Origin of the sequence: Pseudomonas sp. AE27 (assembly GCF_037113495.1) — a bacterium.
Lineage (GTDB): Bacteria > Pseudomonadota > Gammaproteobacteria > Pseudomonadales > Pseudomonadaceae > Aquipseudomonas > Aquipseudomonas palmensis.
Map to the genome: position 1 here is coordinate 1750246 of NZ_CP146966.1, position 25054 is coordinate 1775299.

Annotated in this window: 20 protein-coding genes; 10 read left to right on the top strand and 10 right to left on the bottom strand. The window is 64.3% G+C overall.

Features of this window, described 5'->3' with window-relative positions; translation table 11 throughout:
• Positions 1-815 precede the first annotated feature (815 nt).
• The 5 genes from V9K84_RS08120 to V9K84_RS08140 all read right to left on the bottom strand — a co-directional run bounded on the left by V9K84_RS08120 (position 816) and on the right by V9K84_RS08140 (position 6508).
• Positions 816-2210, bottom strand: coding sequence for a sigma 54-interacting transcriptional regulator (locus V9K84_RS08120; protein ID WP_088514940.1), 1395 nt, complete (start codon positions 2208-2210; stop codon positions 816-818).
• Positions 2211-2238: 28 nt separating this feature from the next.
• Positions 2239-3261: an ABC transporter permease gene (locus V9K84_RS08125; RefSeq protein ID WP_088514939.1), complete on the bottom strand. Its 1023-nt coding sequence runs from the start codon at positions 3259-3261 to the stop codon at positions 2239-2241.
• Positions 3261-4319, bottom strand: a complete 1059-nt coding sequence (gene yejB, locus V9K84_RS08130; RefSeq protein WP_058540166.1) for a microcin C ABC transporter permease YejB — start codon at positions 4317-4319, stop codon at positions 3261-3263. Before yejB ends, V9K84_RS08125 begins: the two co-directional genes overlap by 1 nt.
• On the bottom strand, positions 4316-6157 hold the full coding sequence (locus V9K84_RS08135) for an extracellular solute-binding protein (protein WP_168186845.1): 1842 nt from the start codon (positions 6155-6157) through the stop codon (positions 4316-4318). Before V9K84_RS08135 ends, yejB begins: the two co-directional genes overlap by 4 nt.
• A gap of 69 nt (positions 6158-6226) precedes the next feature.
• A complete protein-coding gene (locus tag V9K84_RS08140; protein WP_043860171.1) occupies positions 6227-6508 on the bottom strand; it encodes a peptidylprolyl isomerase in 282 nt (93 codons plus the stop codon).
• 193 nt (positions 6509-6701) lie between these two features.
• Here V9K84_RS08140 and V9K84_RS08145 point away from each other — a divergent pair, with 193 nt between their 5' ends.
• The 5 genes from V9K84_RS08145 (at position 6702) to V9K84_RS08165 (ending at position 15363) form a co-directional block, all read left to right on the top strand.
• Positions 6702-10715: a hypothetical protein gene (locus tag V9K84_RS08145; protein WP_143516644.1), complete on the top strand. Its 4014-nt coding sequence runs from the start codon at positions 6702-6704 to the stop codon at positions 10713-10715.
• A 72-nt stretch (positions 10716-10787) separates the two neighbouring features.
• Positions 10788-11705, top strand: a complete 918-nt coding sequence (locus V9K84_RS08150; RefSeq protein WP_143516643.1) for a hypothetical protein — start codon at positions 10788-10790, stop codon at positions 11703-11705.
• A 23-nt stretch (positions 11706-11728) separates the two neighbouring features.
• On the top strand, positions 11729-12739 hold the full coding sequence (locus V9K84_RS08155) for a hypothetical protein (protein WP_088514936.1): 1011 nt from the start codon (positions 11729-11731) through the stop codon (positions 12737-12739).
• A gap of 32 nt (positions 12740-12771) precedes the next feature.
• Positions 12772-14070 carry a hypothetical protein gene (locus V9K84_RS08160; RefSeq protein ID WP_338794330.1) on the top strand — a complete coding sequence of 433 codons (1299 nt, stop codon included), beginning with the start codon at positions 12772-12774 and terminating at the stop codon, positions 14068-14070.
• Between the two features lie 12 nt (positions 14071-14082).
• On the top strand, positions 14083-15363 hold the full coding sequence (locus V9K84_RS08165; protein WP_088514934.1) for a hypothetical protein: 1281 nt from the start codon (positions 14083-14085) through the stop codon (positions 15361-15363).
• A 111-nt stretch (positions 15364-15474) separates the two neighbouring features.
• Here the strand turns inward: V9K84_RS08165 and V9K84_RS08170 are convergent, their stop codons facing one another.
• Positions 15475-16554, bottom strand: coding sequence for a 3-deoxy-7-phosphoheptulonate synthase (locus tag V9K84_RS08170; protein ID WP_088514933.1), 1080 nt, complete (start codon positions 16552-16554; stop codon positions 15475-15477).
• A gap of 591 nt (positions 16555-17145) precedes the next feature.
• Between V9K84_RS08170 and V9K84_RS08175 the strand changes: the two genes are divergently transcribed.
• A complete protein-coding gene (locus V9K84_RS08175; protein ID WP_088514932.1) occupies positions 17146-17949 on the top strand; it encodes a hypothetical protein in 804 nt (267 codons plus the stop codon).
• Here the strand turns inward: V9K84_RS08175 and V9K84_RS08180 are convergent, their stop codons facing one another.
• Both V9K84_RS08180 and V9K84_RS08185 read right to left on the bottom strand, forming a co-directional pair.
• A complete protein-coding gene (locus V9K84_RS08180; RefSeq protein ID WP_043860164.1) occupies positions 17950-18615 on the bottom strand; it encodes a response regulator transcription factor in 666 nt (221 codons plus the stop codon). It abuts the gene before it with no gap.
• A 45-nt stretch (positions 18616-18660) separates the two neighbouring features.
• Positions 18661-19197 carry a PQQ-dependent catabolism-associated CXXCW motif protein gene (locus tag V9K84_RS08185; RefSeq protein WP_088514931.1) on the bottom strand — a complete coding sequence of 179 codons (537 nt, stop codon included), beginning with the start codon at positions 19195-19197 and terminating at the stop codon, positions 18661-18663.
• Positions 19198-19353: 156 nt separating this feature from the next.
• Here V9K84_RS08185 and V9K84_RS08190 point away from each other — a divergent pair, with 156 nt between their 5' ends.
• Positions 19354-19998, top strand: a complete 645-nt coding sequence (locus V9K84_RS08190; RefSeq protein ID WP_043860162.1) for a response regulator transcription factor — start codon at positions 19354-19356, stop codon at positions 19996-19998.
• 17 nt (positions 19999-20015) lie between these two features.
• Here V9K84_RS08190 and V9K84_RS08195 read toward each other — a convergent pair whose 3' ends face one another.
• Both V9K84_RS08195 and exaA read right to left on the bottom strand, forming a co-directional pair.
• On the bottom strand, positions 20016-20666 hold the full coding sequence (locus V9K84_RS08195) for a pentapeptide repeat-containing protein (protein WP_088514930.1): 651 nt from the start codon (positions 20664-20666) through the stop codon (positions 20016-20018).
• A gap of 102 nt (positions 20667-20768) precedes the next feature.
• Positions 20769-22598, bottom strand: coding sequence for a quinoprotein ethanol dehydrogenase (gene exaA, locus V9K84_RS08200; RefSeq protein ID WP_256582838.1), 1830 nt, complete (start codon positions 22596-22598; stop codon positions 20769-20771).
• Positions 22599-22913: 315 nt separating this feature from the next.
• Here exaA and pedF point away from each other — a divergent pair, with 315 nt between their 5' ends.
• From pedF to V9K84_RS08215, 3 genes are read left to right on the top strand one after another with little or no spacing between them, the layout of a single operon-like run.
• Complete coding sequence (pedF, locus tag V9K84_RS08205) at positions 22914-23351, top strand: cytochrome c-550 PedF (RefSeq protein WP_043860159.1); 438 nt, start codon at positions 22914-22916, stop codon at positions 23349-23351.
• Between the two features lie 3 nt (positions 23352-23354).
• Complete coding sequence (locus V9K84_RS08210; RefSeq protein ID WP_043860158.1) at positions 23355-24110, top strand: quinoprotein dehydrogenase-associated SoxYZ-like carrier; 756 nt, start codon at positions 23355-23357, stop codon at positions 24108-24110.
• An 8-nt stretch (positions 24111-24118) separates the two neighbouring features.
• Positions 24119-25045 (top strand): quinoprotein relay system zinc metallohydrolase 1, encoded by a 927-nt coding sequence (locus tag V9K84_RS08215; RefSeq protein ID WP_088514928.1) that lies wholly within the window; start codon positions 24119-24121, stop codon positions 25043-25045.
• Positions 25046-25054: the final 9 nt, after the last annotated feature.

Here is a 25054-nt window from a genome sequence, read left to right on the forward strand (position 1 = left end):
CGTTCAGGCCTTGCGACCGCTTCGCGCTCGTTCGCCGGCAAGGCCGGCTCCTACGCCTCGGGCCGGCAGGCCGTAGGAGCGGGCCTTGCCCGCGATCTGGTGCGCAGCGCCAGTCAAACCTGCACATGGAGCTCGACTGACACACCGTGCACTCTAGTTTTACGACCGCTTCGCGCTCGTTCGCCGACAAGGCCGGCTCCTACGCCTCTGGCCGCCAGGCCGTAGGAGCGGGCCTTGCCCGCGATCTGGTGCGCAGCGCCAGTAAAACCTGCACATGCGGTCTGCCTGATACATCGCGCGTTCAGGTTCTACGACCGCTTCGCCCCGTTCGCCGGCAAGGCCGGCTCCTACGCCTCTGGCCGCCAGGCCGTAGGAGCGGGCCTTGCCCCGCGATCTGGTGCGCAGCGCCAGTAAAACCTGCACACGGGGTCTGCCTGACACACCGTGCACTCTGGTTCTACGACCGCTTCGCGCCCGTTCGCCGGCAAGGCCGGCTCCTACGCCTCTGGCCGGCAGGCCGTAGGAGCGGGCCTTGCCCGCGATCTGGTGCGCAGCGCCAGCAAAACCTGCACATGCGGTCTGCCTGATACACCGCGCGTTCAGGCCTTGCGACCGCTTCGCGCTCGTTCGCCGACAAGGCCGGCTCCTACGCCTCTGGCCGCCAGGCCGTAGGAGCGGGCCTTGCCCGCGATCTGGTGCGCAGCGCCAGTAAAACCTGCACATGCGACCTGCCTGATACACCGCGCAAACAGGTCTACGACCGCGTTGTGCCAATTCGCAAGCAGGGCTGTCTCCAGGTTGAGATACAAGTCTCTCTATTGAGACTTGATCCCCAGAGCCGCCAGCTTCTTGTACAGCGTCGAACGCCCCAACCCCAGCTCACGCGCGGCCTGCGGCACATTCCCGGCGCAGCGGGCGAGGGCGTTTTCCAGCAACTGGCGCTCGAATGCTTCGCACGCCTGCCTGTAGTCGGTTACGGGGTCGGTGTCGACTGTAAGGGGCGTCAACGGGCCCAATGCCGATTGCACCTGGGCGGCAGTCAGTTGCTGCTGGTCGGCCATCAGCGTGGCCCGCTCCAACACGTTGCGCAGCTCGCGAATGTTGCCCGGCCAGGCATGTCGGGCCAGCAGCGCCTGGGCCGGTGCCTGCAGCTCATGGCGGCTGCCCAGCTCCTCCAGAATCGCCTCGCTCAACGCCGGCAGGTCATCGAGCCGGGCACGCAATGGCGGCACCTCGATCGGCAGCACGTTCAGGCGGTAATACAGGTCGGCGCGAAACTCCCCGCGGGCCATCGCTGCCGAAAGGTCGCGCGAAGTGGCAGCAATCACCCGCACATCGCTCTGCAGCATCTGGTTGGAACCCACCGGCTCGTACTCCTTTTCCTGCAGCACGCGCAGCAGTTTGCTCTGCAGCGCCAGCGGCATGTCGCCGATCTCATCGAGAAACAGCGTGCCGCCTTCGGCCACCTGCAGCTTGCCCGGTCGGCCCTTGCGGTCGGCGCCGGTGAACGCACCCGGCGCGGTGCCGAAGAATTCGGCCTCCAGCAGATCGTGCGGGATAGCGGCGCTGTTGATGCTGACAAACGGCTTGTGGGCGCGGGGCGAGGCGGCGTGGATGGCATGGGCGAGCAACTCCTTGCCCGTGCCGGTCTCACCCAGCAGCAGCACCGGCGAATCGCTGCTGGCCCCACGCCGCGCGCGGCGCTTGACCTCAAGGCTTGCGGCGCTGGTACCGATGAACTGCGCAAAGCTGTACTTGGCCTGGCGCGCACGCAGCAGCGAGCGGGTCGAGGCCAGTTCCTGCTGCATGCTGGCATAGCGCTTGAGCAGCGGCGAAAGGCTGTGCAGCTCATCGAACAGGGCAAAGCCGATGGCGCCCATCACCGCGCCCTCGGCATCGTGGATCGGCAGGCGCATCACCACCAGCGGCTCCTTGGGCGTGTCGAGCATGTCCAGCAGAATCGGCCGGCCCTGGGTGATCACGTCGCGCATCTGGCTGCCGGGGATCACGCTTTCACACGGCTGACCAATGGCGGCACTGGCGTCCTCCAGGCCAAAGCGCCGTGCGTAGCGCTGGTTCATCCACACGATTCGTGCATCGCGATCGACGATGATCGTGCCCTCGCTGGATTGCTCGATGATCTCGAACAGCGAGCGGATCGCCAGTTGGCGCACGCGCTGGTAGTCCTTGAGGCTGTCACTGTCTTGCATGGGCCGCTCCGCCGTAATGAGGCTGCGATTATGCCCGTGGATCGAACGCCTCGCGCAATGCATCGCCGATGAACACCAGCAGCGAAAGGATCAACGCCAGGGCGAAGAACGCGGTAAACCCCAGCCATGGCGCCTGCAGGTTCTGTTTGCCCTGGTTCACCAGCTCGCCCAGCGAGGCGCTGCCGGCGGGCATGCCGAAACCGAGAAAATCCAGTGCAGTGAGGGTCGAGATGGCCCCTGTGAGAATGAACGGAAGGTAGGTGAGGGTGGCGTTCATCGCATTGGGCAGAATGTGCCGCACGATCACCAGCCGATCGGGCAGGCCCAGCGCCCTGGCGGCCTGCACGTATTCCAGGTTGCGTCCACGCAGGAACTCCGCGCGCACCACATCCACCAGTGCCAGCCATGAAAACAGCGCCATGATTCCCAGCAGCCACCAGAAGCCGGGTTCCACAAAACCACTGAGAATGATCAGCAGGTACAGCACCGGCAGCCCCGACCACACTTCCAGCAGGCGCTGGCCGATCAAGTCCACCCAGCCGCCGTGGTAGCCCTGCAGGGCGCCGGCGGCCACGCCGATCACGGTGCTGATGGCGGTCAGCAGCAGGGCGAACAGTATCGACACACGGGTGCCGTACAGCACCCGCGCCAGCACGTCGCGCGCCTGGTCGTCGGTGCCCAGCCAGTTGGTGGCGGTGGGTGGGCTGGGGGTGGGTACCTGCAGGTCGTAGTTGGGGGTGTCGGCGCTGAAGGGGATCGGGGCAAACAGCATCCAGCCACCCTGGCCCTCGATCAGCTGGCGCACGTACTGGCTGCGGTAGTCGGGCTGGAACGGCAACTGGCCGCCGAACTGCTGTTCGGTGTAGCGCTTGAAGACGGGGAAGTACAGGCTGCCCTGGTAGCCCAGCAGCAGCGGCTTGTCGTTGGCCACCAGCTCCGCCCCCAGGCTGAGCAGCAACAGCAGCCCGAACGCCCACAGCGAGAACCAGCCGCGGCGATTGCGCCGAAAATTCGCCAGCCGGCGCCTGGACAACGGCGACAGGCGCCGCATCAGTGCTGCCTCGTGGCAAAGTCGATACGCGGGTCGACCAGGGTGTAGCACAGGTCGCCCAGCAGACGGATCAACAGGCCGAACAGGGTGAAGATGAACAGCGAACCGAACACCACCGGGTAATCCCGCGACACCGCCGCCTCGTAGCTCATGCGGCCCAGGCCGTCGAGCGAGAAGATCACTTCGATCAGCAGCGAGCCTGCGAAGAACACCGTGATCAGCGCCTGGGGAATGCCCGCCACCACCAGCAGCATCGCGTTGCGAAACACATGCCCGTACAGCACCCGACGCTCGCTCAGGCCCTTGGCCCGCGCGGTGACCACGTACTGGCGGGTGATCTCGTTGAGGAAGGCGTTCTTGGTCAGCAGGGTGAGGGTGGCGAAACCGCCGATCACCAGCGAGCCCACCGGCAGCACCAGGTGCCAGAAATAGTCGGCCAGCTTGCCGGCCAGGCTCAGCTCGGCAAAGTTTTCCGACACCAGCCCGCGCACCGGAAACCAGTTGAGCGAGGTCCCACCGGCAAACAGCACGATCAGCAACAGTGCGAACAGAAACGCTGGCAGCGCATAGCCGATCACGATCAGCGCACTGCTCCAGGCATCGAAAGCGCTGCCGTGGCGGATGGCCTTGCGGATGCCCAGCGGGATCGACACCAGGTAGGTGATCAGGGTGGCCCATAGGCCCAGTGAGAGGGTGACCGGCAACTTGTCCAGGATCAGGTCGGTGACCTTGGCACCGCGAAAGAAGCTGCTGCCGAAATCCAGCTGGGCGTAGCGAGTGAGCATCAGCCACAGCCGCTCGTGGGCCGGCTTGTCGAAGCCGTACTGGCGTCTGATGGTCTCCAGCAGTTTGGGGTCCAGCCCGCGGCTGGCCCGCGAGTCGCTGTGCAGCGTGTCGCTGCCGGCCCCCGGCGCACCGCCGCCGATACCCTGCAGGCGCGCCACGGCCTGTTCTACCGGGCCGCCCGGTGCCGCCTGGATGATCACGAAGTTCACCAGCACAATGATCAGCAGGGTGGGCAGTATCAGCAGCAGCCGGCGCAGGATGTACGCGGTCATGGCGCAGCCTCCAGGCGCTCGGCCATCTGAGCCGTGGTCAGCGGGGTGGGGCTGACCTCCCACCAGGTGTCCAGCGCCGGGTCATTGCTGGCTTGCACCCTGGGGATGCCGAAGCGGTTCCACCACACCGTGGAGGCGCCGGGCGGGTAGTAATTGGGGATCCAGTAGTAGTTCCATTGCAGCACCCGGTCCAGCGCGTGGGCATGGCGCAGCATGTCGGCCGGGCTCGCGGCCTTGACCAGGCCGTCGATCAGGCTGTCCACCGACGGGTCCTGCAGGGCCATGTAGTTGTTCGAGCCAGGGTCGGTAGCCGCCGCCGAGCCGAAGTAGCTGTAAAGCTCTAGCCCCGGCGAGGGCGACACCGGGTAGCCGGTGACGATCATGTCGTAGTCACGGGCCATCAGCCGGTTGACGTACTGGGCCGCGTCGGTGCGGCGTATGTCCAGGGTGATGCCGATCTGCGCCAGGTTGCGTTTCCACGGCAGCAGCAGGCGCTCCAGGCCCGACTGGCCATTGAGGAAGGTAAAGCTCAGCGGCTCGCCCCGGGCATTGACCAGCTGATCGCCCTGCGGGCGCCAGCCGGCCTGCTGCAGCAGAGCGAGGGCTTGCAGCTGCTTGTCACGGATCAGCCCCGAGCCGTCGGTGCGCGGCGCCTCGAACACCCGGTCGAATACCTCGGCCGGCACCTGGGCACGCAGGGGTTCGAGCAGGGCGAGTTCTGCGCGGTCGGGCAGGGCGCGGGCGGCCAGCGCACTGTTGGCGAAAAAGCTCTGCTGGCGGATGTACAGGTTGCGCATCATCTGCCGGTTGCTCCATTCGAAATCCCACAGCAGGCCCAGTGCCTGGCGCACGCGCCGGTCCTGGAACACCGGGCGCTGCAGGTTGAACACATAGCCCTGTGCGTTCTGCGGCGCCCCTCGGGCCAGGTGCGCACGTTGCAGGCGCCCGTCGTCCAGGGCCGGGCCGTTGTAGCCGATCGAATAGCCGGTGGCGGAGAACTCGCGGTTGTAATCGTAACCGCCACCGCGCAGCACCTGGCGTGCCACGTCGGTGTCGCCGAAATACTCGATCTTCAGCTGGTCGAAGTTGTAGCGCCCACGATTGACCGGCAGGTCCCGTGCCCACCAGTCGCGGTTGCGCTCGAAGGTGATGCTGCGCCCGTTGTCGACCCGTGCGATGCGGTACGGGCCGCTACCCACCAGCGCCTGGAAGCCGCCGCCGTTGGTGAATGCATCCTGGTCGAGCGCGTGCTCGGGCAAGACCGGCAGCGACGCCAGGTCCAGGGCCAGGGTACGGTTCTGATTGTTCTTGAAGTCGAAGCGTACCTGCAGGGGCGTCTCGACCACCACAGCAGCCACGTCGGCAAACTGCGTGCGGTACTTGAGATTGCCTTCACGCAGCAGCAGTTGGTAAGTGAAGCGTACATCCTCGGCACGCACGGGCCGGCCATCGGCAAAACGCGCACGCGGATCGATGTAGAAGCGCAGCCACAGCCCATCGGCGCTGCGCTCGAGCTTTTGCGCGATCAGGCCGTATACGGTATAGGGCTCGTCCAGTGAACGAATGGCCAGCGGTGAATACAGCCAGCCGTCCACCTCGCTGACCCCGGTGCCCTTGTCGATGTAGGGCAGCACATGGTCGAAGCCGCCGATTTCCAGCGCCGAGCGACGCAGGCTTCCACCTTTCGGGGCTTGCGGGTTGACGTAGTCGAAATGGCTGAACGAGGCGCGGTAGCGGGGGGCTTCACCATAGACGGTGAGGGCGTGGCTGGGGGCGGCGATCAGGGTTTGCCAGGGAGGCAGCAGAAACAGCAGCGGGGCAAGGGCGAACAGCACAATGCGGGTCAAGCCCGCTCTCACAGGAGCGGGCCGACCCTCGACACGGCCGGCAGATGCGGCCAAGGCCGATCAGTCCTGGCGGCTGGTCACTTCCAGCAGGTGATAGCCGAACTGGGTCTTCACCGGGCCTTGAACAGTGTTCACCGGTGCGCTGAACACCACGGTGTCGAACTCCTTGACCATCTGGCCGGGGCCGAAAGAGCCCAGGTCACCGCCCTGGCGGCTGGAGGGGCAGGTGGAGTTGGCCTTGGCGATTTCGGCGAAGTCGGCGCCGGCTTCGATCTGTGCCTTGAGTTCGTTGCACTTGTCTTCGCTGGCGACAAGGATGTGACGGGCGGTGGCTTTTGCCATGGAGAATGCTCCTGGTGAGTAAAGGTGCAGCCTAGCGCAATCGGCGCGCGATTTCCTCCCCCGGTGTGCACGTGCCTTGGCCGGGCACCTGGTATTTGTGTCAGTTGTGCGCCTCGTACATTTTGCCTTTGAATCATTTCCAGCCCATTCCCCCGTTCATACCTTTCGGGCTTCCTGGATTGGAGAAAACTTCATGACGAACAACTTGATTGTCCCCGGGACCCAATCGGGCTTGCAAACGATGATCGACCTGTTCAATGCCATAGTGGGAGGACCGCCGGCATTCGGAGGATTTGCAGCCGGCACCCTGGCCCTGCGGCGCATCTACATTCCAGGTTACATCACCCCGGTATACACCGAAGGCGCCCAGGTTGGCGTGAACAAGGGGATGGTCAATTCGGTGCGCGGAATGCAGGTATTCGTGCAGCCGTATCCGAACATGCTGGCGGGGGATCTGATCGAGGTCTTCTATGGCACCAGCAACATCGCGGCGGTGAAGGTCAGTGTCCGCGAGGAGCAGCTCGGCCAGAACATCGAAACCTACATCCCGGCCAAAAAGGTGCTGGAGGGCGTGCACGACCTCTACTACGTGATCACGCGTGCAGGCTCCACCAACAAGGAGTCTTCGCTGGTGCTCAAGGTGCTGGCACGCCTCAAGTACCCCGGCGGAAACGACCCTGAACCCGATCGTCCCGGGCACTACAAGCTGCTGCCACCGTTTCTGACGAGCCCTCCAATCGGTGGCGTGGTGGGTGAAGAAGACTTCAAGGACTTCCTTGATGGCGAGCTGTATGGCGTGGAAGTCACCGTACCGGCGTACCCGAACATGCGCGAGTACGACACCATTCGCCTGAGCTGGGGCGGCTCGATCGTCGAGTACATCGTGCAACCTGACGAGGTGGGCAACGACATCGTCATCGAGGTGGATGCCGAGCTCATCTACGAGGCCGGCGACAGCGAAAAGCTGGTGCTTGTGTACTGGGTCTGGGACGAAGTGTTCAATACCGCAAGCGACTGGTCATTGCGCGGTTACATCGAGGTATCGATCGACCCCAACAAGCTGTATCCGCCCACCATCATCAACCCCGACCCGGAAGCCTTGGAGGGCGAGCCGATCGATGTGGCGCTGGTGGCGCAAGACGGCCTGGAAGTACAAGTGTCGGCGCTGACGGGCTTCAAGAAAAATGATGTGATTACCCTGTTCTGGGTAGGCACCACGGCGCAAGGCCAGGTCATCACGCGGCAGTACAGTCAAAAGTGGGTCAGCCCCCGGACGCTGATATTCAAGATTTCCTATGCAGATGTGCAGATGCTGGCGCGGGGTTTTGCCAGGACCTGGTTCACCAGAAAGCCTGATAAAAGCGACGTAGTACAGACTTCCCGGCGTGTGGGCACAAACTTTATCGGCGCTGCCGTGAAGTTGCCAAGCCCGCAAGTGACCGAAGCGGTCGACGGCGTGCTGCAGCCCACCCTGGCAACGGCGACCGTGGTGGTACCGGCAGCGGCCGAGCTGGAGAAGGACGACTTCATCGAGATCACCTGGCGAGGCACCGGTTCCGATGGCAGCACGTTGCTCTACAAGGACACCAAAACGGTCACCAGCGCCAGCGCAGGAAAAGCCATCTCGTTTGCCGTGAACGGGCCGCAGAACCTCCAGCCGCTCAGCGGCGGCTCGCTCGAAGTCAGCTACACCGTAAGCCGGCAGGGCCTGGGGCGCCCTCTGGAATCACAGGCTCTCACGCTGCAAGTGGGCGTGGCGCAGTTGGAACTGCCGGCACCCCGTTGCCCGCAGGCACAAGACGGTGAACTGGATCCTGATGCTCTCGACAGCGTCGATGTGATCATCGAGCCGTATACCGGAATGAAACTCGACCAGACCATCAGGGTGGTGTGGTCCGACGCGGGCGGTGCGTACTTCGACGATCTGATGAAGGTGACCAAGAACAATCTCGACAAGCAAGTGACGTTCACCTTCGAGCACGCCGACTGGAGCAACCACCTGACAGTGGCAGCCGATGTGTACTACCAGGTCATCGAAAGCGGCCAGCCGACTCGCGTATCTGCCCTGCTTTCGTTGCGCCGCAAACAGCACCAGTTCCTGCTGCCCGACCCGGAGGTGGATGGCGTGGTCGATGGCACGCTGCGCCCTGTGGGCGATGCAGTGGTCTGGATCCCGCGCGAGGCCCAGCTCAAACTTGGCGATGAAGTGGAACTGTTCTGGGATGGCGATGCCCCCCAAGGCTCGACAAGCGTCACCCTGTACATCCAGAAAGATCAGGAATCTAAACTTGAGATGCCTCGTATCGAAGCACGGTTCGTGCTGGCCAACATCGATGCCAATGTACGGGTCAAGTACGTGGTGTACCGCTTCGATGGCCGCGAGCAGACTTCCGGCACCGTCACGCTGCGGGTACAGCGTGCGGCGCTGCCGCTGCCGATATTCGTAGAGGCCACCGCCAACAACCAGCTGAACCCGGACGATGTGCGCAATGGTGCAACGTATCGGATCGACGCCGTGGCCAAATTGCTGGCCGGTGACAAGGTGACCGTGCTGGTGCACAGCGAGGTGCTGGCAGGCAACTTCAGCCGCACGATCACGGTAACGGCGGGCAACGCGGGCAAGGCCCTCGACGTGTCGGTACCCTATGCCACGATCAACGCCAGCAATCGCACCAATATCACGCTCGAGTACACGCTGCAGCGTGGCAGCGGCGGCCCGGAGGAACGCTCGCCGTCCAACAGCTATTTCGTCAACCGTGTGATAGGCAGCGGCAACCTGCGTATTTTCGGCGCCCGCTACGGCGCGAGCACCTACCGTGCCTCCAGTTCCTCGCGAGTTCTGAGCGCATTCAATGCGCAAAGCCTGCAGCCGATTCTCGCCGAATGGCGTTACCTGGACGAGGCGGCCTGGACCGCAGGCACTACCTGGATGGACAAGCAGCCCTGGAAGGCGCTGCGCGTACGCACGCAAACCGATGAAGTGCAACTCAACCCGGCCAACATCATCGGCAACGGAATCGACGCCACGGTCAATGGCAGCGCAGCGTTTGTCGCCCTGCGCAACGAACGCTCGGGGGGGGAGCGCGATATCGTCGGCTGGGGCAGCCCAGCCTACGGGGCATCCATCCCGCCGACATGGCAAACCCTCGACAACATCGCTGAAGTCAGTTGCACGCGCAGCGCTTATGCAGCACGCCTGACCGATGGTGTTGTGCTGTGCTGGGGCAATGCGGGCGAGGGCGGTACCACGCCGCAAGAAAACGGAAGATTCGTCGAAGTGCGCAGCAATGCCAGGGCGTTTGTCGGACGCAAAGTCGACGGCCGCCTCGCTGCCTGGGGGGTGGCGGCCGAGGGCGGGACCATTCCGCCAGCGATCCTCAACCTGGCGGACTTCACCGCCGTCTACGGTGCCGGCAGCGCTTTTGCAGCGCAGCGTGCCGACGGTTCGCTGGTAGCCTGGGGCAGTGCCGCCAACGGCGGCAACCTGCCCAGCGATATCGCCTTGTTGAAAGACGTCTACTACGTCAAGGGCAACTTTGCCGCCTTTGCCGCACGGCGCACCAACAGGCGCATCGTTGCCTGGGGCAATGCCGGCTATGGCGGCACGGTACCGGGGGCTATCGCCCAGTTGACCGATGTCGTCACCCTTGAGGGGGCTACAGCCCAGGCATTCAGCGCCTTGCGTGCTACTGGTCAGGTGGTGGCCTGGGGGGCTGCCAGCCATGGTGGCTCGGTGCCGGCTGAGATTGCAGGTTTGAGTGACATCGTGGAGGTCACCAGCACCTGGCATGCCTTCTGTGCCCGGCGCCGGAACGGTTCGGTAGTGGCCTGGGGCAACCCGAGCAACGGCGGCACGGTACCGCCTGCGGTGGCCGGCCTGCGCAATATCATTCAGGTCACCGGCAGCGCATGGGCGTTCGCCGCCCTGTGCAGCGACGGCACCGTGGTGGCCTGGGGGCGTCCCGAAGCCGGCGGCGATATCAGCCGAGTGGTCGGGCAACTGACCCATGTGCGTGCGGTGTACGCCAACTCCAACGGCTTCGCCGCATTGACTTCGGACGGACGCGTGGTGACGTGGGGCCAGCCGCTGGGCGGCGGTGACAGTGCGGCGGTGCAGGCAGCGCTACGCAACCAGGTGACTACCGGGCACCGGGTAGGTGTCAATGCCGCGGCCGACGGCGAGTGGGCGGGCGTGCCAGGTGCCTGATGCCTTTGAGCGATATGACCCTGCAATCGGCGCTACCTGGTGCCGATTGCCTACCTGCGGGAGTTTGACGACATGACCGACTACGCCATGCCAATGATGAAAGACGTCAGGGAAGGGGCACTCGACCTCGGTACAGCGGGCGAATTCACCCGTGCAGAGGTGCAAAGAAGTGCCACCTGGTATCAAAAAAATCTGAACCTTGTTGTGCGTGATGAGCAGCAGACGGTGCTCTACAGCAAAACAATAAGCGCCCCGAACAACGACCGACTGTCGGTATGGGATATTTCGAAAAGCACATTGCTGGGCCGTGAGGGCCAACAACTGCACGTGTATTACGAGGTTGACGGGGTGAAGTCGCAGGTGCTGACGTTCACCGTCAAGGCGAACTTCGCTGCGCCCCTGGCAGTCGACCTCAGCGGCCGCAACTACATCGTGTTCTTCAACGCCGCCCTGGAGCCCAGCCCGCCCCCGGTAGTGCCCGACTACGCGCAGTTCACCCGCACCACAGCACAGGCCGTCAACTATAAAAGCAGCGACACCAACGTTGCCCGTGTCGACAGCGGCGGCAAGGTCAGCCTGCTGGGCAATGCAGAGGATCCGCCGGTCACCATTACCGCACTGGACGCTGCCGGTGCCTCGATCGGCAGCTACACGCTGACGGTCCGAGGGGTCAGGGAACTGTACCTGTTGAGCGACCACCCCGAACTGCAGGCCGAAGGCGCCACAGCAGCCGCCAACACGGTCGGCCTGAGCGTGCCGACAGCCGACGACTTCAGTCGCTTCGGCACTGTGTACGCGGCGGCAAAAGACGATCTCGCGGGCTATCTGAAGCAGCAGAACCAGGGCCTGCCGGACATGACGGCAAGGGGCTTTCTGGGGGCTACTGATAGGAACGGCTCACCCGCCTACCTGGACCTGGCAACGCTGCAGGTCAGCAGTGCCAGCCCAAGCCAGAAAGGCTACGCGGTAGGCATCAGCCAGGCCGACTGACTCCACGGCAGGAGCAACCGTTCATGGACGCAATCAGACGTACCTATGCGGCACTGGTGTTGTGCGTGTGCGTGAGCATGTTCAATGCGCATGCAGACACTACCCAACCTTCGGACCCCACCCTGTACCTGCCGCAAGTGGCAGCCTTGCAGGGCGCCGAGCTGGACCCTGAAAAGGTACCGGCCATGGGGCTGGGCATCACCGTCCAGGGGGTTGGTAACGATAACGCGGTAGTACTGGCGTTCCAGACCACCTTGACGATCTACCTTGCCGATGCGCAAGGCCAGGCGATCACCTCGATCAGTTGGCCGATCTCGGCGCGCAATGCCGGCAAACCCGTCACCTTGCTGATAGAAAAGCGCTATGTCGAGGCCAATGTCGGCAAGACCCTGCAGGTCTACTACACCGCGCAGGCGCCGCGCTCGGCGCCGCGCAGATCGGGCGTGGTCACCCTGCTGATCAAGGAAGGCTTCACTGCTGCACAGGCACTCAACCTGGCCAGCCAACGCTATGTGGTGTTCTTCGACGAGCACAACCAGGCCAGGACGCCACCGACCATCCCTGACTATGCCCGCTACACCCGTGCACAGCCAGGTGCCAGCGCCTATCGCGTGGACAACACGGACATTGCCAGGGTCGATCCCGATGGACAGGTCTCGGTATGGGGCAATGGCGACATCACCGTCACTGCGCAGAACGCGGCAGGGGCCAGTTCCAGCTACGTGCTCAGTGTGCGCGGCGTGCGTGAGCTGCGCCTGCTCAGCTCGGCGTATCGATCCACCTGGGCACAGGCGCAGGCCAAGGCCCGCGACGAGGGCTACACCCTGCCGAGCTACGAGGATTTCGAGGCGCTGGCACGCCTCTACCCATCGCCGACCGGCAGCCTCGCCAAGGCACTGAACCTGTCTCCTTACCGGGTGTGGGGCAAAGTAGTGGGCGCACAGACGGCCGTGTACCTGGACCTCTACGACAATCTGGTCAGTTCCGAAGTCACGACAGAGTATGAGCTGGGCTATCCGGCCGGCATTCGTTGAACAGTGGCGGCACGCCATGGGAGGCGACCTGGATGAACGTTGCGAACAAACTGATTTGTGGCATCGCATTGTGCCTGTTGCTGGGCAGCGCCCATGCCGTCGGGAGCCCGCAGGTAGCGGTGCAGTTGAATGCGCGCTACAGCAGCACACCGGCACAGTGCGTGGGACGCGCACCGGCCTTTGCCTGTAGCGGCGTGTTGCTGCGCGCAGTGCCGGCCAGCGATGTCGAAACGTTCTGGAAGAAAGACGATGCCGCGCAACTGAGTTTTCTGCGCAAGGACCGCGCCTTCGACGGGCTGGCAGCACCTTCGGGGTTCGTGTTGTTCGACCGACTGACCGCCGTGGGCCTGGGCAAGCCGTATCAGGCCGGCAGCAGTGGCGGTGGCGTGGTGGTCAGTACCTGGAATGCCCAGGTGCCGGAGAAGTTGCCCATCCAGGGTATCTTCTACGACATCACTCGGGTTGGGGCCCTGGCAGCAGCCCAACGCAGCCAGCTCGCCTACTTCAAGGCCACGGCCCAATGGTTGCCGGTGGTGCGCCTGCACCTGGGCGATGGCGATGGCCTGGTGTTCGGTTTCAGCCAGCAGGACCAGCTGGACAATGGCTACAGGGTCGCCCGGCGCCTCAACCAGCGGTACGCCGACACCCAGCCTGCCTGTATCAGCGGACGCTCCGGGTTCGATTGCAACGGGGTGCTGTTGCGCTCGACAGGCACGGGCAACTTCAAGGCCTGGAATCCGGGGCCCCGTGCGCTTAAGAACGGCGGCGTGTCCTTCAGCTACCTGCGAAGTGACATGGCCATCAGGATGGTGGTGTGGCCGCAAGGCTATCTGATTCGCGAAACCGCCGCCCCTGTAGTACACACCTTGCCTGCCGCGTGCCTGTACGCCGCCGACGGCGCCACGCACGATGCGGTGTCAACCAACACCTGCACCTTTCGTGGCTGGTGCGACGAAAAACAACCGCCCGTGAACAGCGTCGCCACCTGGTCCGCCCACACTGGTGGTGGTCGGTTCGGAAGCTGCGCGTTCCGGGCCGACGCCACGGCCTTGCAACTAATGGTCGATATTCGCCAGCAAGTCCCGGGGTTAACCGGTTGGAACGAAATCATAGTCCCTACCTGGCCGCAGGACATTGCAGCGCAGTTGCCGATCGAAGCGTTCTTCTTCAGCGCTACTGGGTTTTACGGTAACAAGGGCCTGGTCGGAGGGCAGACGTTCCAGCAGGACTACTTCAAAGATACCAGCCGCTGGCTGCCGCTGGTCGAACTGGAGGTACAGGCCGCCAACGGGCAGCCCTTCAGCTATGACCCCGCTGAGCAGAAGCTCTAGTGAGGCGCGCACATGGGCATCTTGAGACTGTGCGGTGTGCTGGCGCTGTGCGCCTGCCTTGCGCCGGTGCACGCGCAGGAAGGCACCCGCACGGCGCAGTGGCTCAATGCACGCTTCACCAGCACGCCCGAACAGTGCGTGGGCAGAAGTCCTGCCTTCGCCTGCAGCGGCGTACTGGTGCGCAGCGTACCGCAGAGTGCGAACGCAGATTTCTGGACGCTCAAGGACGTTGCCGGCAGCGACCTGCGCTTTGTCTTCCTGCGCAACGACCGCAGCATGGCGGGCCTGGCGCTCGGGTGCGGCTACCTGCTGTTCGATGGTCTGAGCGCAGCAGCGCTCGGCAAGGCTTTTCAGGCTGTGCAAGACCCGGTATCGCCCGGGTCGGTCCTGGTGTCTGGCTGGCAGGCACAGGCGCCGGCGCAGCTTGCCATCCAGGCACTGTTCCATGACAGCGCGCAGGCCGGGGGCCTGCGCTGCGCTCAGCGCAATCAGTTGGCCTATTACCAGGCCACCGGCCTCTGGCTGCCGATCCTGCGGATTGCGCCTGGCGATCCGCAGGCACAGGTGTTCGGCTTCGCGCAGCAAGAGCAGCTCTACAATGGCAGGCGCGTGGCCGAGCGCCTTGAGCACCGCTATCGGGATGCCTTGAGCGGATGCCGCGACGGGCAGGCAGCCGCCTACTGTCGCGGGGTGCTGATCCGCGCAGTGAATGGCGCCTCCGGTTTTCACGCATGGAACCCCAGCAGCAACTCCGTGACACGCAACGGCGTGTCGTTCTCCTACATACGTGCCGATGTCGGCACGCAGCGCCTGGCCGGTACCGAAGGGCTCATCTACCGCGAGCTTGCAGCACCCGCACGCCACACACTGGTACTGCGCTGTGCCTACCCGGCCAATGCCAGTACCAGCGCCATCCCCGACAGCTGCCGGGCCAGCTGCGCCTCGCAGAACATCAACAGTGTCAGCGCCTGGCGCAGCCGCTATGGCGCAAGCCCCGTCAGCAGTTGCGCCTTCGACCCCAGTGCTGCGGCCTTCGAGTTGAACATCGAAGTGCGTGCCCATGGCGGCGCCTGGAACGAAATCATCATCGCGCCCTGGCCGCAGAACATCGGCCCGCAGCTGACACTCGAGGCTGCATTCCTTATCCGTGGCAGTGGCGGGCTGAACGGTGCCCGGTACATCCAGCGCGATTACTACCAACAGGCCGGCAAGGTCATTCCTGTGCTACGGGTCGATCTGACGGCGGCCAACGGCCAGGTGTTCACCTTCGACCCCCTGGACCAGAACCTGTGACAACGCGAGGCATCGAGAAGGTACGAGCGTCTGCGCGGTGGCGCGCAGGGCTTCGGCACCCTGCGGGCACCGCCTTCTCGGGGCGGTGCAGCGGCAGGCGGGCGTGTCCCGCTATCGGGCAACTCGCAGTCTGGCGGCAGACGCGTCGAGCAGTGCCCGGGTCGCTTCCCAGCCCAGGCAGCCGTCGGTAATCGACACCCCGTACTTGAGCGGCGCCTTGCCCAGTGCCTGGCAGCCATCGAACAGGTGGCTCTCGAGCATCATCCCGATTACCGATCCATCCCCGGCCAGGCGCTGTTGCAGGACCGCTTCGAATACCTCGGGTTGACGAAGCGGGTCCTTGCCGCTGTTGGCATGGCTGCAGTCCACCATCAGACGTGGGCGGATGCCGGCCTTGTGCAGGCCCTGGCGCGCCTGCTCCAGGCTGGCGGCATCGTAGTTGGGGCCCTTGTGGCCGCCGCGCAGCACCAGGTGGGTGTCGGGATTGCCGAGGGTCTCGACGATCGCCGGATGCCCCTGGGCATCCAGCCCGAAGTGGCGGTGGGCATGCGCGGCACTGCGGATGGCGTCGCAGGCGATGCCCACGCCGCCGTCGGTGCCATTCTTGAATCCGACCGGCAGCCCCAGGCCGCTGACCATCTCACGGTGAATCTGCGATTCGGTGGTGCGTGCCCCGATGGCCGCCCAGCTCAGCAGGTCATCGAAGTAGCCTGCTGCCATCGGCTGCAGCAGTTCGGTGGCCACCGGCAGGCCCCGTTCGAGCATGCCCAGCATCAGCTGACGAGACAGCGCAAGGCCACCCTGCATGTCATCGCTGCCATCCAGGTGCGGGTCGTATGCCAGGCCTTTCCAGCCCACCGTGGTGCGGGGCTTTTCGACATAGGCACGCATCACCAGCAACAACTGGTCATCGACCTGGCGGGAGAGGGCGGCCAGGCGTTCGGCGTATTCGAGGGCAGCGTGGGGGTCGTGCAGCGAGCAGGGGCCGACAATCACCAGCAGGCGATCATCCTCGCCGTCGAGAATCGCCTTCACCGCCTGGCGGTGGCGCTCGACCTGGCCGCCAAGGGCGCTGGACAAGGGCAGTTGCTGCTTGAGCTGAAACGGGCTGGGCAGGCGCAGGTTGAGGCTACTGTTGGCTGCGACAGCCTGGGGTTGGGACAGGTTCAGGGCTTGGGTGGACGCTTGCATGGTCGGGTTTCCTTGGGCGGAAGGCGGGTTCGGTCCCGCGCCTTCGGCCCTAGCGAGATGTTCGATTTCGTGTCGGTGTTTGCGTGCCACCTGTACTCGACCGGTCGGAGGCGGCTGGCTGGCCCGAACGGCAGTGGCTAAATCGCCAGGCAAGGCTTTGGTAACGGTAATAGGTGCTGTGGTTCATGGTGCAATCCTCATCGATGTCGGTGGTGTACGGTGCCCAAAACAAAACCCCCGGTAGGCAGGGCCGACCGGGGGTTGAGTATTCTCGTGTTCGGCGGCCCTGGGAGTGGGCGCCGGTGTGGGTATCAGCGGCGCCTGTGGCTAAACCAATACCCAAAATAAAAGCCGCTGGTAGACAGTGCCGCGCACGCAGGCACAGCCGCCAGGTGCGATACGCGACCTGTGTGCAGTGCTTGAGTGAGGGAAATCGACGACATGCTGTGCTCCAGTTGATTGCCCGAGCTTACTTCAGGCGCGCAACTGGATGCAACTGGCAAATGGCGTTAGGCTTGCACCCGACTGCTGGCACCGGAGGGTGTCAGCGCACGCCGCACAGACGTGCATACCACCACATGGAGTCTCCCGATGCATGTGAACGACTACACATCGGCCATTACCACCCGCACCACCGGTGCAAGCACCATCCCTACCAGCCTTGGCATCAACCATGGCAACAGCAGCAGCGCCAGGGCCCTGAACGCCTACGCAGGGCAGGACACCAGCAGTGTCTCCAACCTGGCCCGTCAACTGGCCGCAAGTGCCACCCGTGCCAGCGAGCGCGATACCGGCCTGAGCCATTCGGCACTCGGTGCGTTGGCCAAGTCGCTGCTCGACAAGATTACCGGCGCTGCGTATTCGGCCAACAAGGCCGCCCACGACAAGGAAGTACCGGCCACCGATGACCCCGAGCTGCTGGCCCGGGCCAAACAGGCCACTGCGTTCGTGAACTCGACGCTGACCGTGGGCAGCAAGACCGTTGAAAACCCGTTTGCCGGCCTGTCGCGCGAGCAACTGGCGCTGATCACCTACGATGACAGCGGCACCTTCACGGTCAACGAACGGCGCGCCGCGTTCGAGGAGTCCACCCGCCAGGAGCAGGCGTGGCGTCGCGAGGTCAGCGACAAGGCGCAACAGGAATACAACACCACCGGCCGCATGACGGACTTCTTCAAGCAAGTGCAGGCCCACTACAACAGCCTGCCGGCAATCGAGAAGGCTCAGTATCCGGCCGACTATGCGGCGCAGGTGCAACAGCACATCGATGCCGACATCAACTACAAGGCGCAGAACGCCAAGGACATGATCGTTCCCATGACCCTGGCCGAAACCCTGTTGTCGATGGGGCCGGTGGGCAGCGGCAAGACCCTTGCGCTACCCGGCGCCGGCTGATCAGCGCCGCAGATAGGCGGTAAAGTCGATATCGCCGGCACTGAGAATCGCCTGCACCCGGTTGTGCACGTTGAGCTTGCGCAGAATCGCCGAGACATGGGCCTTGACCGTGGTCTCGGCGATATCCAGGTTGTAGGCGATCTGCTTGTTCGACTCCCCCTTGGTCATGCGCTCGAGCACCAGCAACTGCTTGCGGGTGAGCGCCTGCAGCAGCTCCGGGGCAAAGCCTGCATGCTCGCTCTGGTTGCGCCGGCCGGTGCTTTTTTGCGTGCGGATGATGTCGGGCGGCAGGTACACGTTGCCGTTGAGGATCTGCTCGATGGCATCGGTCATCTGCGAGCGCGGCGACGACTTGGTGATGAACCCCACCGCGCCATAGGTGATTGCCTGCAGCACCACCTGCTTGTCCTGCTCGGCCGAGACGATCACCACCGGGATCGTCGGCGCCTCGTTGCGCAGGTTGATCAGCCCGCCAAGGCCATGCATGCCGGGCATGTTCAGGTCCAGCAGGATCAGGTCCAGGTCGTCATGCTGGCCGGTCAGGCTCAGGGCGCTGTCCAGGTCAGCGGTTTCCATGACCTCGCTGCCAGGGAAGCCGTCAGTGATGACGTTGTGGATCGCTTCGCGAAACAGCGGGTGGTCGTCGGCGATCAGAATCTTGTACATGGCTTTGCACCTTATTGTTGTGGTTGACCGCTAGGCAGACAGTAGTCAGGGGAACGCTTCGGGTGTCGCGGGGTGTACCGGCAGCCCGGCATTCTCCCAGGCATCCAGGCCATCACGGTACCAGTACAGCCGCGTGTAGCCCAGTGCATCGGCGCGCTTGACCGCATTCCAGCTCAGCCAGCAATCGGAGCGACAGTAGAAGACGATGGCGCGCTGCTTGTCGCCATGGCTCAGGCGTTGCAGGTGGCGGCTGAAATAGCGGGCCCAGGCGTCGTCCAGCTGGCCATCGCCGGTGTTGGCCAGCCAGTGGCTGTGGGGGAGGTTGGCATGCGGCTCGCTGTCGATGAACCGGCCATGCAGCCAGGGGCGCTTGTACACGTCGATCAGCAACGGCGGTGGCTGCTGTTGCAGCAGGGCCTGCAGCTGCGCGGTGTCGAGGGTCTGCGCCGGCGGCGCCTGATCGGGGGTAGGGCTGCGGTACAGGGTGGCGCGGTAGCCGTCGGCAGTGAACAGCGCCGTGTCGGCGCTGGCGGGCAGCGCCAGGGTCAGGCAGGCAGAAGCGAACAAGGCACGCAGCAGCATGGTCGGCAGTCTCGTTTTTGTTATGCCTGGTATTACAGGCCAGTACTGGCGCTTTGTGAATGCGACCATCGACAGCGCGGGCAGTACCAAAGTAGTAGCGGCCGTGCTCGCCAGCGGCTCTAGCATGGGGTATAGCCACTACAGGAGTACTGCGCGATGGGCATCTTGCTGGTCGACGACCACCCGATGATCCGCCTGGGCCTGGCCCACTTTCTGGGCGAAGGGCTCAATGGCCTGCCAGTTCGCGAGGCCGGCAGCGGCGAAGAGGCCCTGCAGCAGGTGCAGGAGGAACTGCCCGGCCTGGTGATCATGGACTTCGACCTGCCCGGCATCAGCGGCCTGGAAACCACCCGGCGCCTGCGTCAGCGCCTGCCGCAACTGCGTGTGCTGTTTTTCAGCGAACACACCGAGCTGGGCCTGGTTCGCCAGGCACTGGACGCGGGGGCCTGCGGGTTTCTGTCCAAGGCGGCAGCGCCGGCGGTGGTGCTTGAAGCCGTGCGCCGGGTACTGGCGGGGCATGCCTACATCGAGCAACCGCTGGCCACCCAGCTGGCCTGCCAGCCGCACCCGGGGCAGGGTGGCGGCAATGCTCGGCTGCAGGGGCTGACCCAGCGCGAGATCGAAATCTTCCTGATGCTGGCCAAGGGTACGCCGACCCGGTTGATAGCCCAGCAGCTGTGCATCAGCGCCAAGACCGTCTCCAACTACCTGACCTTGCTCAAGAGCAAGCTGCAGGTCAGCTCCCATGCCGAACTGGTGCACCTGGCAATCGAAGCCGGCCTGCTGCGTATAGCGGCGTAGGCTGTGTACGCAGGCACCTAGTCCCAGGTGCTCGGGCAACCCTGGCAGCCTTCCATGTTGCTGTCCTGGAAGTTGGCGTAGTGCTGGCGAGTGCCGCGCAGGTCGGCTTTCTCCAGGTTGCTTTCACCGAACTTGGCTTCCTGCAGGTTGGCATCGGCCAGGTTCGCACCCACAAGGTCGGCCCTGCTCAGCCAGGTCATTTCCAGGTCGGCGGCTTGCAGGTTGGTGTTGTGCAGCTTGGCGCCGGACAGGCGGGCAAACTCCAGGTACGCGGCGCTGAGGTTGGCACCATTGAAGTTGGCGCCCTGGGCGTACATGCCCCAGGCCTGGACCGCGATCAGCGTGGCATCGGTGAAGTTGGCCACGCGCAGGTTGGTTTGCTGCAGGCTGGCACGGGTGAGGTTGGCGCCTTGCAGGTTGGCTTTCTCCAGGTTGGCCAGGTCGAGCTTGGCGTGACGCAGGTTGGCGCCACGCAGGTCGGCACCGGCCAGGTTCATCTTGCGCAGGTCCTGGTTGTTCAGGTCGGCGTTCTGCAGGTTGGCGCCGGGGCACTGGCTTTCAGGCTGGATGATGCAGCCGTTGATCTTCAGCGGCTGTGGTTCCAGTTCATCGTCGGCAGCAAAAGCCGGGGACAGGGCGACGGCGAGCACTAGGGGCAGATACTTCATGGGAATCTCCTTGGCAGTTTGAAAGCAGACGCGGGTCAAGCCCGCTCCCACAGGTTTGGTGATCCCTTGTGGTGGCGAACTTGACCCGCGAAAACGCTCAGATCAACGCTTGGCGGTCTTGGTATCCCAGGCCGGGATCTTGAACACCCAGAACGATCCACCCTGTGCCACCGGCTTGGTCAGCTCGGCCATGTCGCCACCCCACAGCGGTACTGCACCGCCGTAGCCGACGGTCACGCCGATGTACTGCTCGCCATCCTGTTCCCAGGTGATCGGTGGCGAAACGATGCCGCTGCCGGTCTGGAATTTCCACAGCTCTTCGCCGGTCTTGGCGTTGAAGGCCTTGAAGTAGCCGTCACCGGTACCGGTGAACACCAGGTTGCCCTTGGTGGCCAGCACGCCGGCCCACAGCGGCAGGCGCTCGTTGTGCTCCCACACCACCTTGCCGGTGGTCGGGTCCATCGCACGCAGCGAACCTACGTGGTCCTCGTACATGCGCTTGATGCGGAAGCCCATGCCCAGGTAGGCCGACCCTTTCTTGTAGTTGACCTCTTCGGTCCAGTATTCCTCTTTCCAGTGGTTGGCCGGTACGTAGAACAGGCCGGTGTCCTGGCTGTAGGCCATCGGGTTCCAGTTCTTGCCGCCCAGGAACGGTGGCGAGACTTCCACCGGCTTGCCCTTGGTTTCGCCTGGCAATGGCTTGGCCGGGCGCTGGCCTTCGTTTTCGACCGGGCGACCGGTCTTGAGATCGATGTGGCTGGCCCAGGTGATGTTGTCCACGAACGGGAAGGCGTTTTTCAGCTTGCCGTTGGTGCGGTCCACCACATAGAAGAAGCCGTTGCGGTCAGCGTGCGCGGTGGCCTTGTACTGCTTGCCGTCCTTGTCCTTGTAGTCGAACAGCACCAGTTCGTTGTTGCCCGAGAAGTCCCAGGCATCGTTCGGGGTGTGCTGGTAGAACCACTTGACCTCACCGGTGGTCGGGTCGACGCCGACCTGGCCCGAGGTGTACAGGCTGTCGAAGTCGTGCGGGTTGCCGTCCTTGGAGGTACGTGCCCAGGTGTTCCACGGGCCAGGGTTGCCGGCGCCGACTATGATGGTGTTGGTTTCGGGGTCGAAGCTTGCGCTTTGCCATGGGGCGCCGCCACCGTGGCTCCAGGATTCGACCTTGCCGGTCTCGGTGGTCGGGTCGTCCGGCCAGGACGGCGCCTTGACGTCGCCGGTAGGGGTGCTGTCCTTGCCGTTCAGGCGGCCCATATGGCCTTCGACGAACGGACGCATCCACACTTCTTCACCGGTTTCCGGGTCGCGGGCATACAGCTGGCCGACCACGCCGAATTCGTCACCGGAGCTGCCGTGAATCAGCAGCACCTTGCCGCTCTTCTGATCCTTGATCAGGGTCGGGGCGCCGGTCATGGTGTAGCCGGCGCTGTGATCGCCGAATTTCTTGTTCCATACCACCTTGCCGGTGTCTTTGTTCAGCGCGATCACGCGGGCATCGAGGGTGCCGAAGTAGATCTTGTCGCCGAAGATGGCAGCGCCACGGTTGACCACGTCACAGCACGGACGAATGTTGTCCGGCAGGCGATGGTTGTAGGTCCACAGACGCCTGCCGGTCTTGGCATCCAGGGCGAACACCCGCGAATAGGAGCCGGTGACGTAGATCACGCCGTCGTTGATGATCGCCTGGGATTCCTGGCCGCGTTGCTTTTCGTCACCGAAGGAGTACGACCAGGCCGGGGTCAGCTTGAACACGTTCTTGTCGTTGACCATGGCCAGCGGGCTCCAGCGCTGGGCATTGGTGCCCATGCCGTACTGCAGCACGTTCTGGGTGTTGAGGTGGTCGTTGGCGATGTCTTCCCAGGTCACCGGCTTGGCGTTGGCCGCCGGTGCCAGGGCCAGGCTCGAGACCAGCAGGACGGCCTGCACAGCCATGGACAGTGGGGAAAGCGCGGCGGGTAACGATCTTATTGTCATAGTGGGTGTTCCCAATGGAGGTTTTGTGCCTGCCTAGACTGGATCGTCGCCGCCTGCGCAGATACGGAAAAACTCCCGCCCTGAGCGGGAAAATGTCCCAGTCGGCGCATGATTTGGCACTGCCCCACAAGCCCTACTACCAAGGGAGTAGCACGCGACCACCAAAGCAGCATGGGGGCGCCGGAGTGCGCTTTCTAAGATGCCCGGCAGCACCCCGGTATCGCGAGGTGCCTGCGTGCAAACCGTACAGACAAAGCAGTCGAGGGCAGAACAATGACAACAGTGAAAAACGCCTGGATGAGCGCCGTGCTGATGGCCGGCCTGATGAGTACCGGGGCGGTGTTCGCCCATGGCAACGTGACCCCGTCGGCGGTCAACACCGGCACCCTGGAAAAACTCGGTGACGAGTGGCGTGAAACCAACCCCTACCGCAACGGCCCCAACCATGACGAGGCAGTGTCCATCGGCGCCTCGGCCTACAACCAGAACTGCGCGGCCTGCCACGGCCTGGAAGCCAAGTCCGGCGGCATCGCCCCCGACCTGCGCCTGCTGGACGAGGGCGAGGCGGGCGATGAATGGTTCGTGGAGCGGGTACGCAACGGCGCGGTGCGTGACGGGCGCGTGTACATGCCCAAGATGGCCGACTACCTGAGCCAGGAAGCGTTGTGGGCGGTGCGTACCTACCTTGACAGCGTGCACATCGAGGAATAGGCCATGCGCCGGGTACCGTTGCTGTTGGCCGCGTTGCTGCTGGCCGGCCCGGCCTGTGCAATACAGCCGGGTGCCGATCCGGTGCCGTCGGTGATGTGGGAGTTCTATCGCAAACAGTGGCTCCAGGATGAGCCCTACGTCTTTGATGAGCGCGTGCGGGTGATTGCCCCGCCATTCGCCGAGGACGCCCGACAGGTGCCGTTGCAGGTCGATGCCCGGGCGTTGCCGGGCAAGGTGCAGCGCATACTCGTGTGGGCCGAACTCAACCCGATACCGCGGGTCGTCGATTTCCATCCCGGCCCGCAGGTTCTGCCGTGGCTGGCGGTGCGCATACGCATCGAGCAGGCCACCCCGCTGCGGGCGGCCGTGCTGACCGATGACGGTACCTGGCACATCGGTTCGAGCCTGATCGATGCCGCCGGCGGTGGCTGCACGGCGCCCAGCGTGGTACGCAGCCAGCCCGGCTGGGAAGAGCGTCTGGGCCAGGTACTGGGTGCACGCTACCCGCGCGAAGCCTTCAGCCGCGTGCGCCTGGACGTGTCGCACCCGATGGATAACGGCCTGACTGGCGGCATCCCCGAATTCTTCATCGAACACGCCGAGCTGTTCGATGCCCAGGGCCAGTCGCTGGCCACCCTCGAACTGTTTCCTGCCGTAAGCGAGAACCCCAGCCTGGGCTTCGACCTGCTCAACCAGGGGGCTACCCGCCTGGTGCTGCGTGACAACAACGGCAACCAGTTCGACGCTGCCATCGAGTGAGGACCGTGATGCGAGCACTGTTGCTGTTGCTGGCGTGTGTCAGCCTGCCGAGCCTGGCCGACCTGGACTATCGCCTGGCGCCGCGCCAGATCGCGGCCGGCACCTATGTGCTGGAGGGCAGCACCGAGCACTTCTCCCGTACCAACGGCGGCAACATCGTCAACACCGGTTTCATCGTCACCGAGGCTGGCGTGGTGGTGATCGACAGCGGTCCGTCGCTGCGCTATGGGCAGGCCTTGCGCAAGGCCATCGAAAGCGTCACCGACCAGCCGGTGGTGCAGGTGCTGCTGACCCACCACCACCCCGATCACGCGCTGGGCAGCCAGGCCTTTGCCGGTGTGCCTGTCGGTGCACTGCCTGGTACCACGCAGTTGCTGGAGGAGCAGGGGGATGGCCTGGCCGAGAACATGTACCGCATGGTGGGTGACTGGATGCGTGGCACCCAGGTGCGCCTGCCCGACCAACAGGTGGCGGCGGGTGAGCGTGCGTTTGGTTCGCACCGGTTGCGGCTGCTGGCCTTGACCGGTCACAGCGGTGCCGACCTGGCGGTGTTCGACGAGAAGACCGGAGTGTTGTTTGCCGGCGATCTGTTGTTCTACCAGCGCGCGCTGACCACGCCCAACACCCCTGGCCTGGCGGTGTGGCTACAGGATCTGCAGCGGCTCGAGGCGCTGCCGTGGAAGGTGCTGGTGCCGGGGCACGGCCCGCTGGCCACGGACCGTGCGCCGTTTGCGCAGATGGTTGATTACCTGGGGTGGCTGGACAAGGTGATGCGTGAGAGTGCGGCGCAGGGGCTGGACATGACCGAGGTGATTGCCACGCCGATACCCCAGCGGTTTGCGGGCATAGCGTTGAGTCAGTACGAGCTCATTCGCAGCGTGAGCCATCTGTACCCGCAGTATGAGCGGCAGGTGCTCAAACGGGTGGATCGCTAGAAGGTCTGG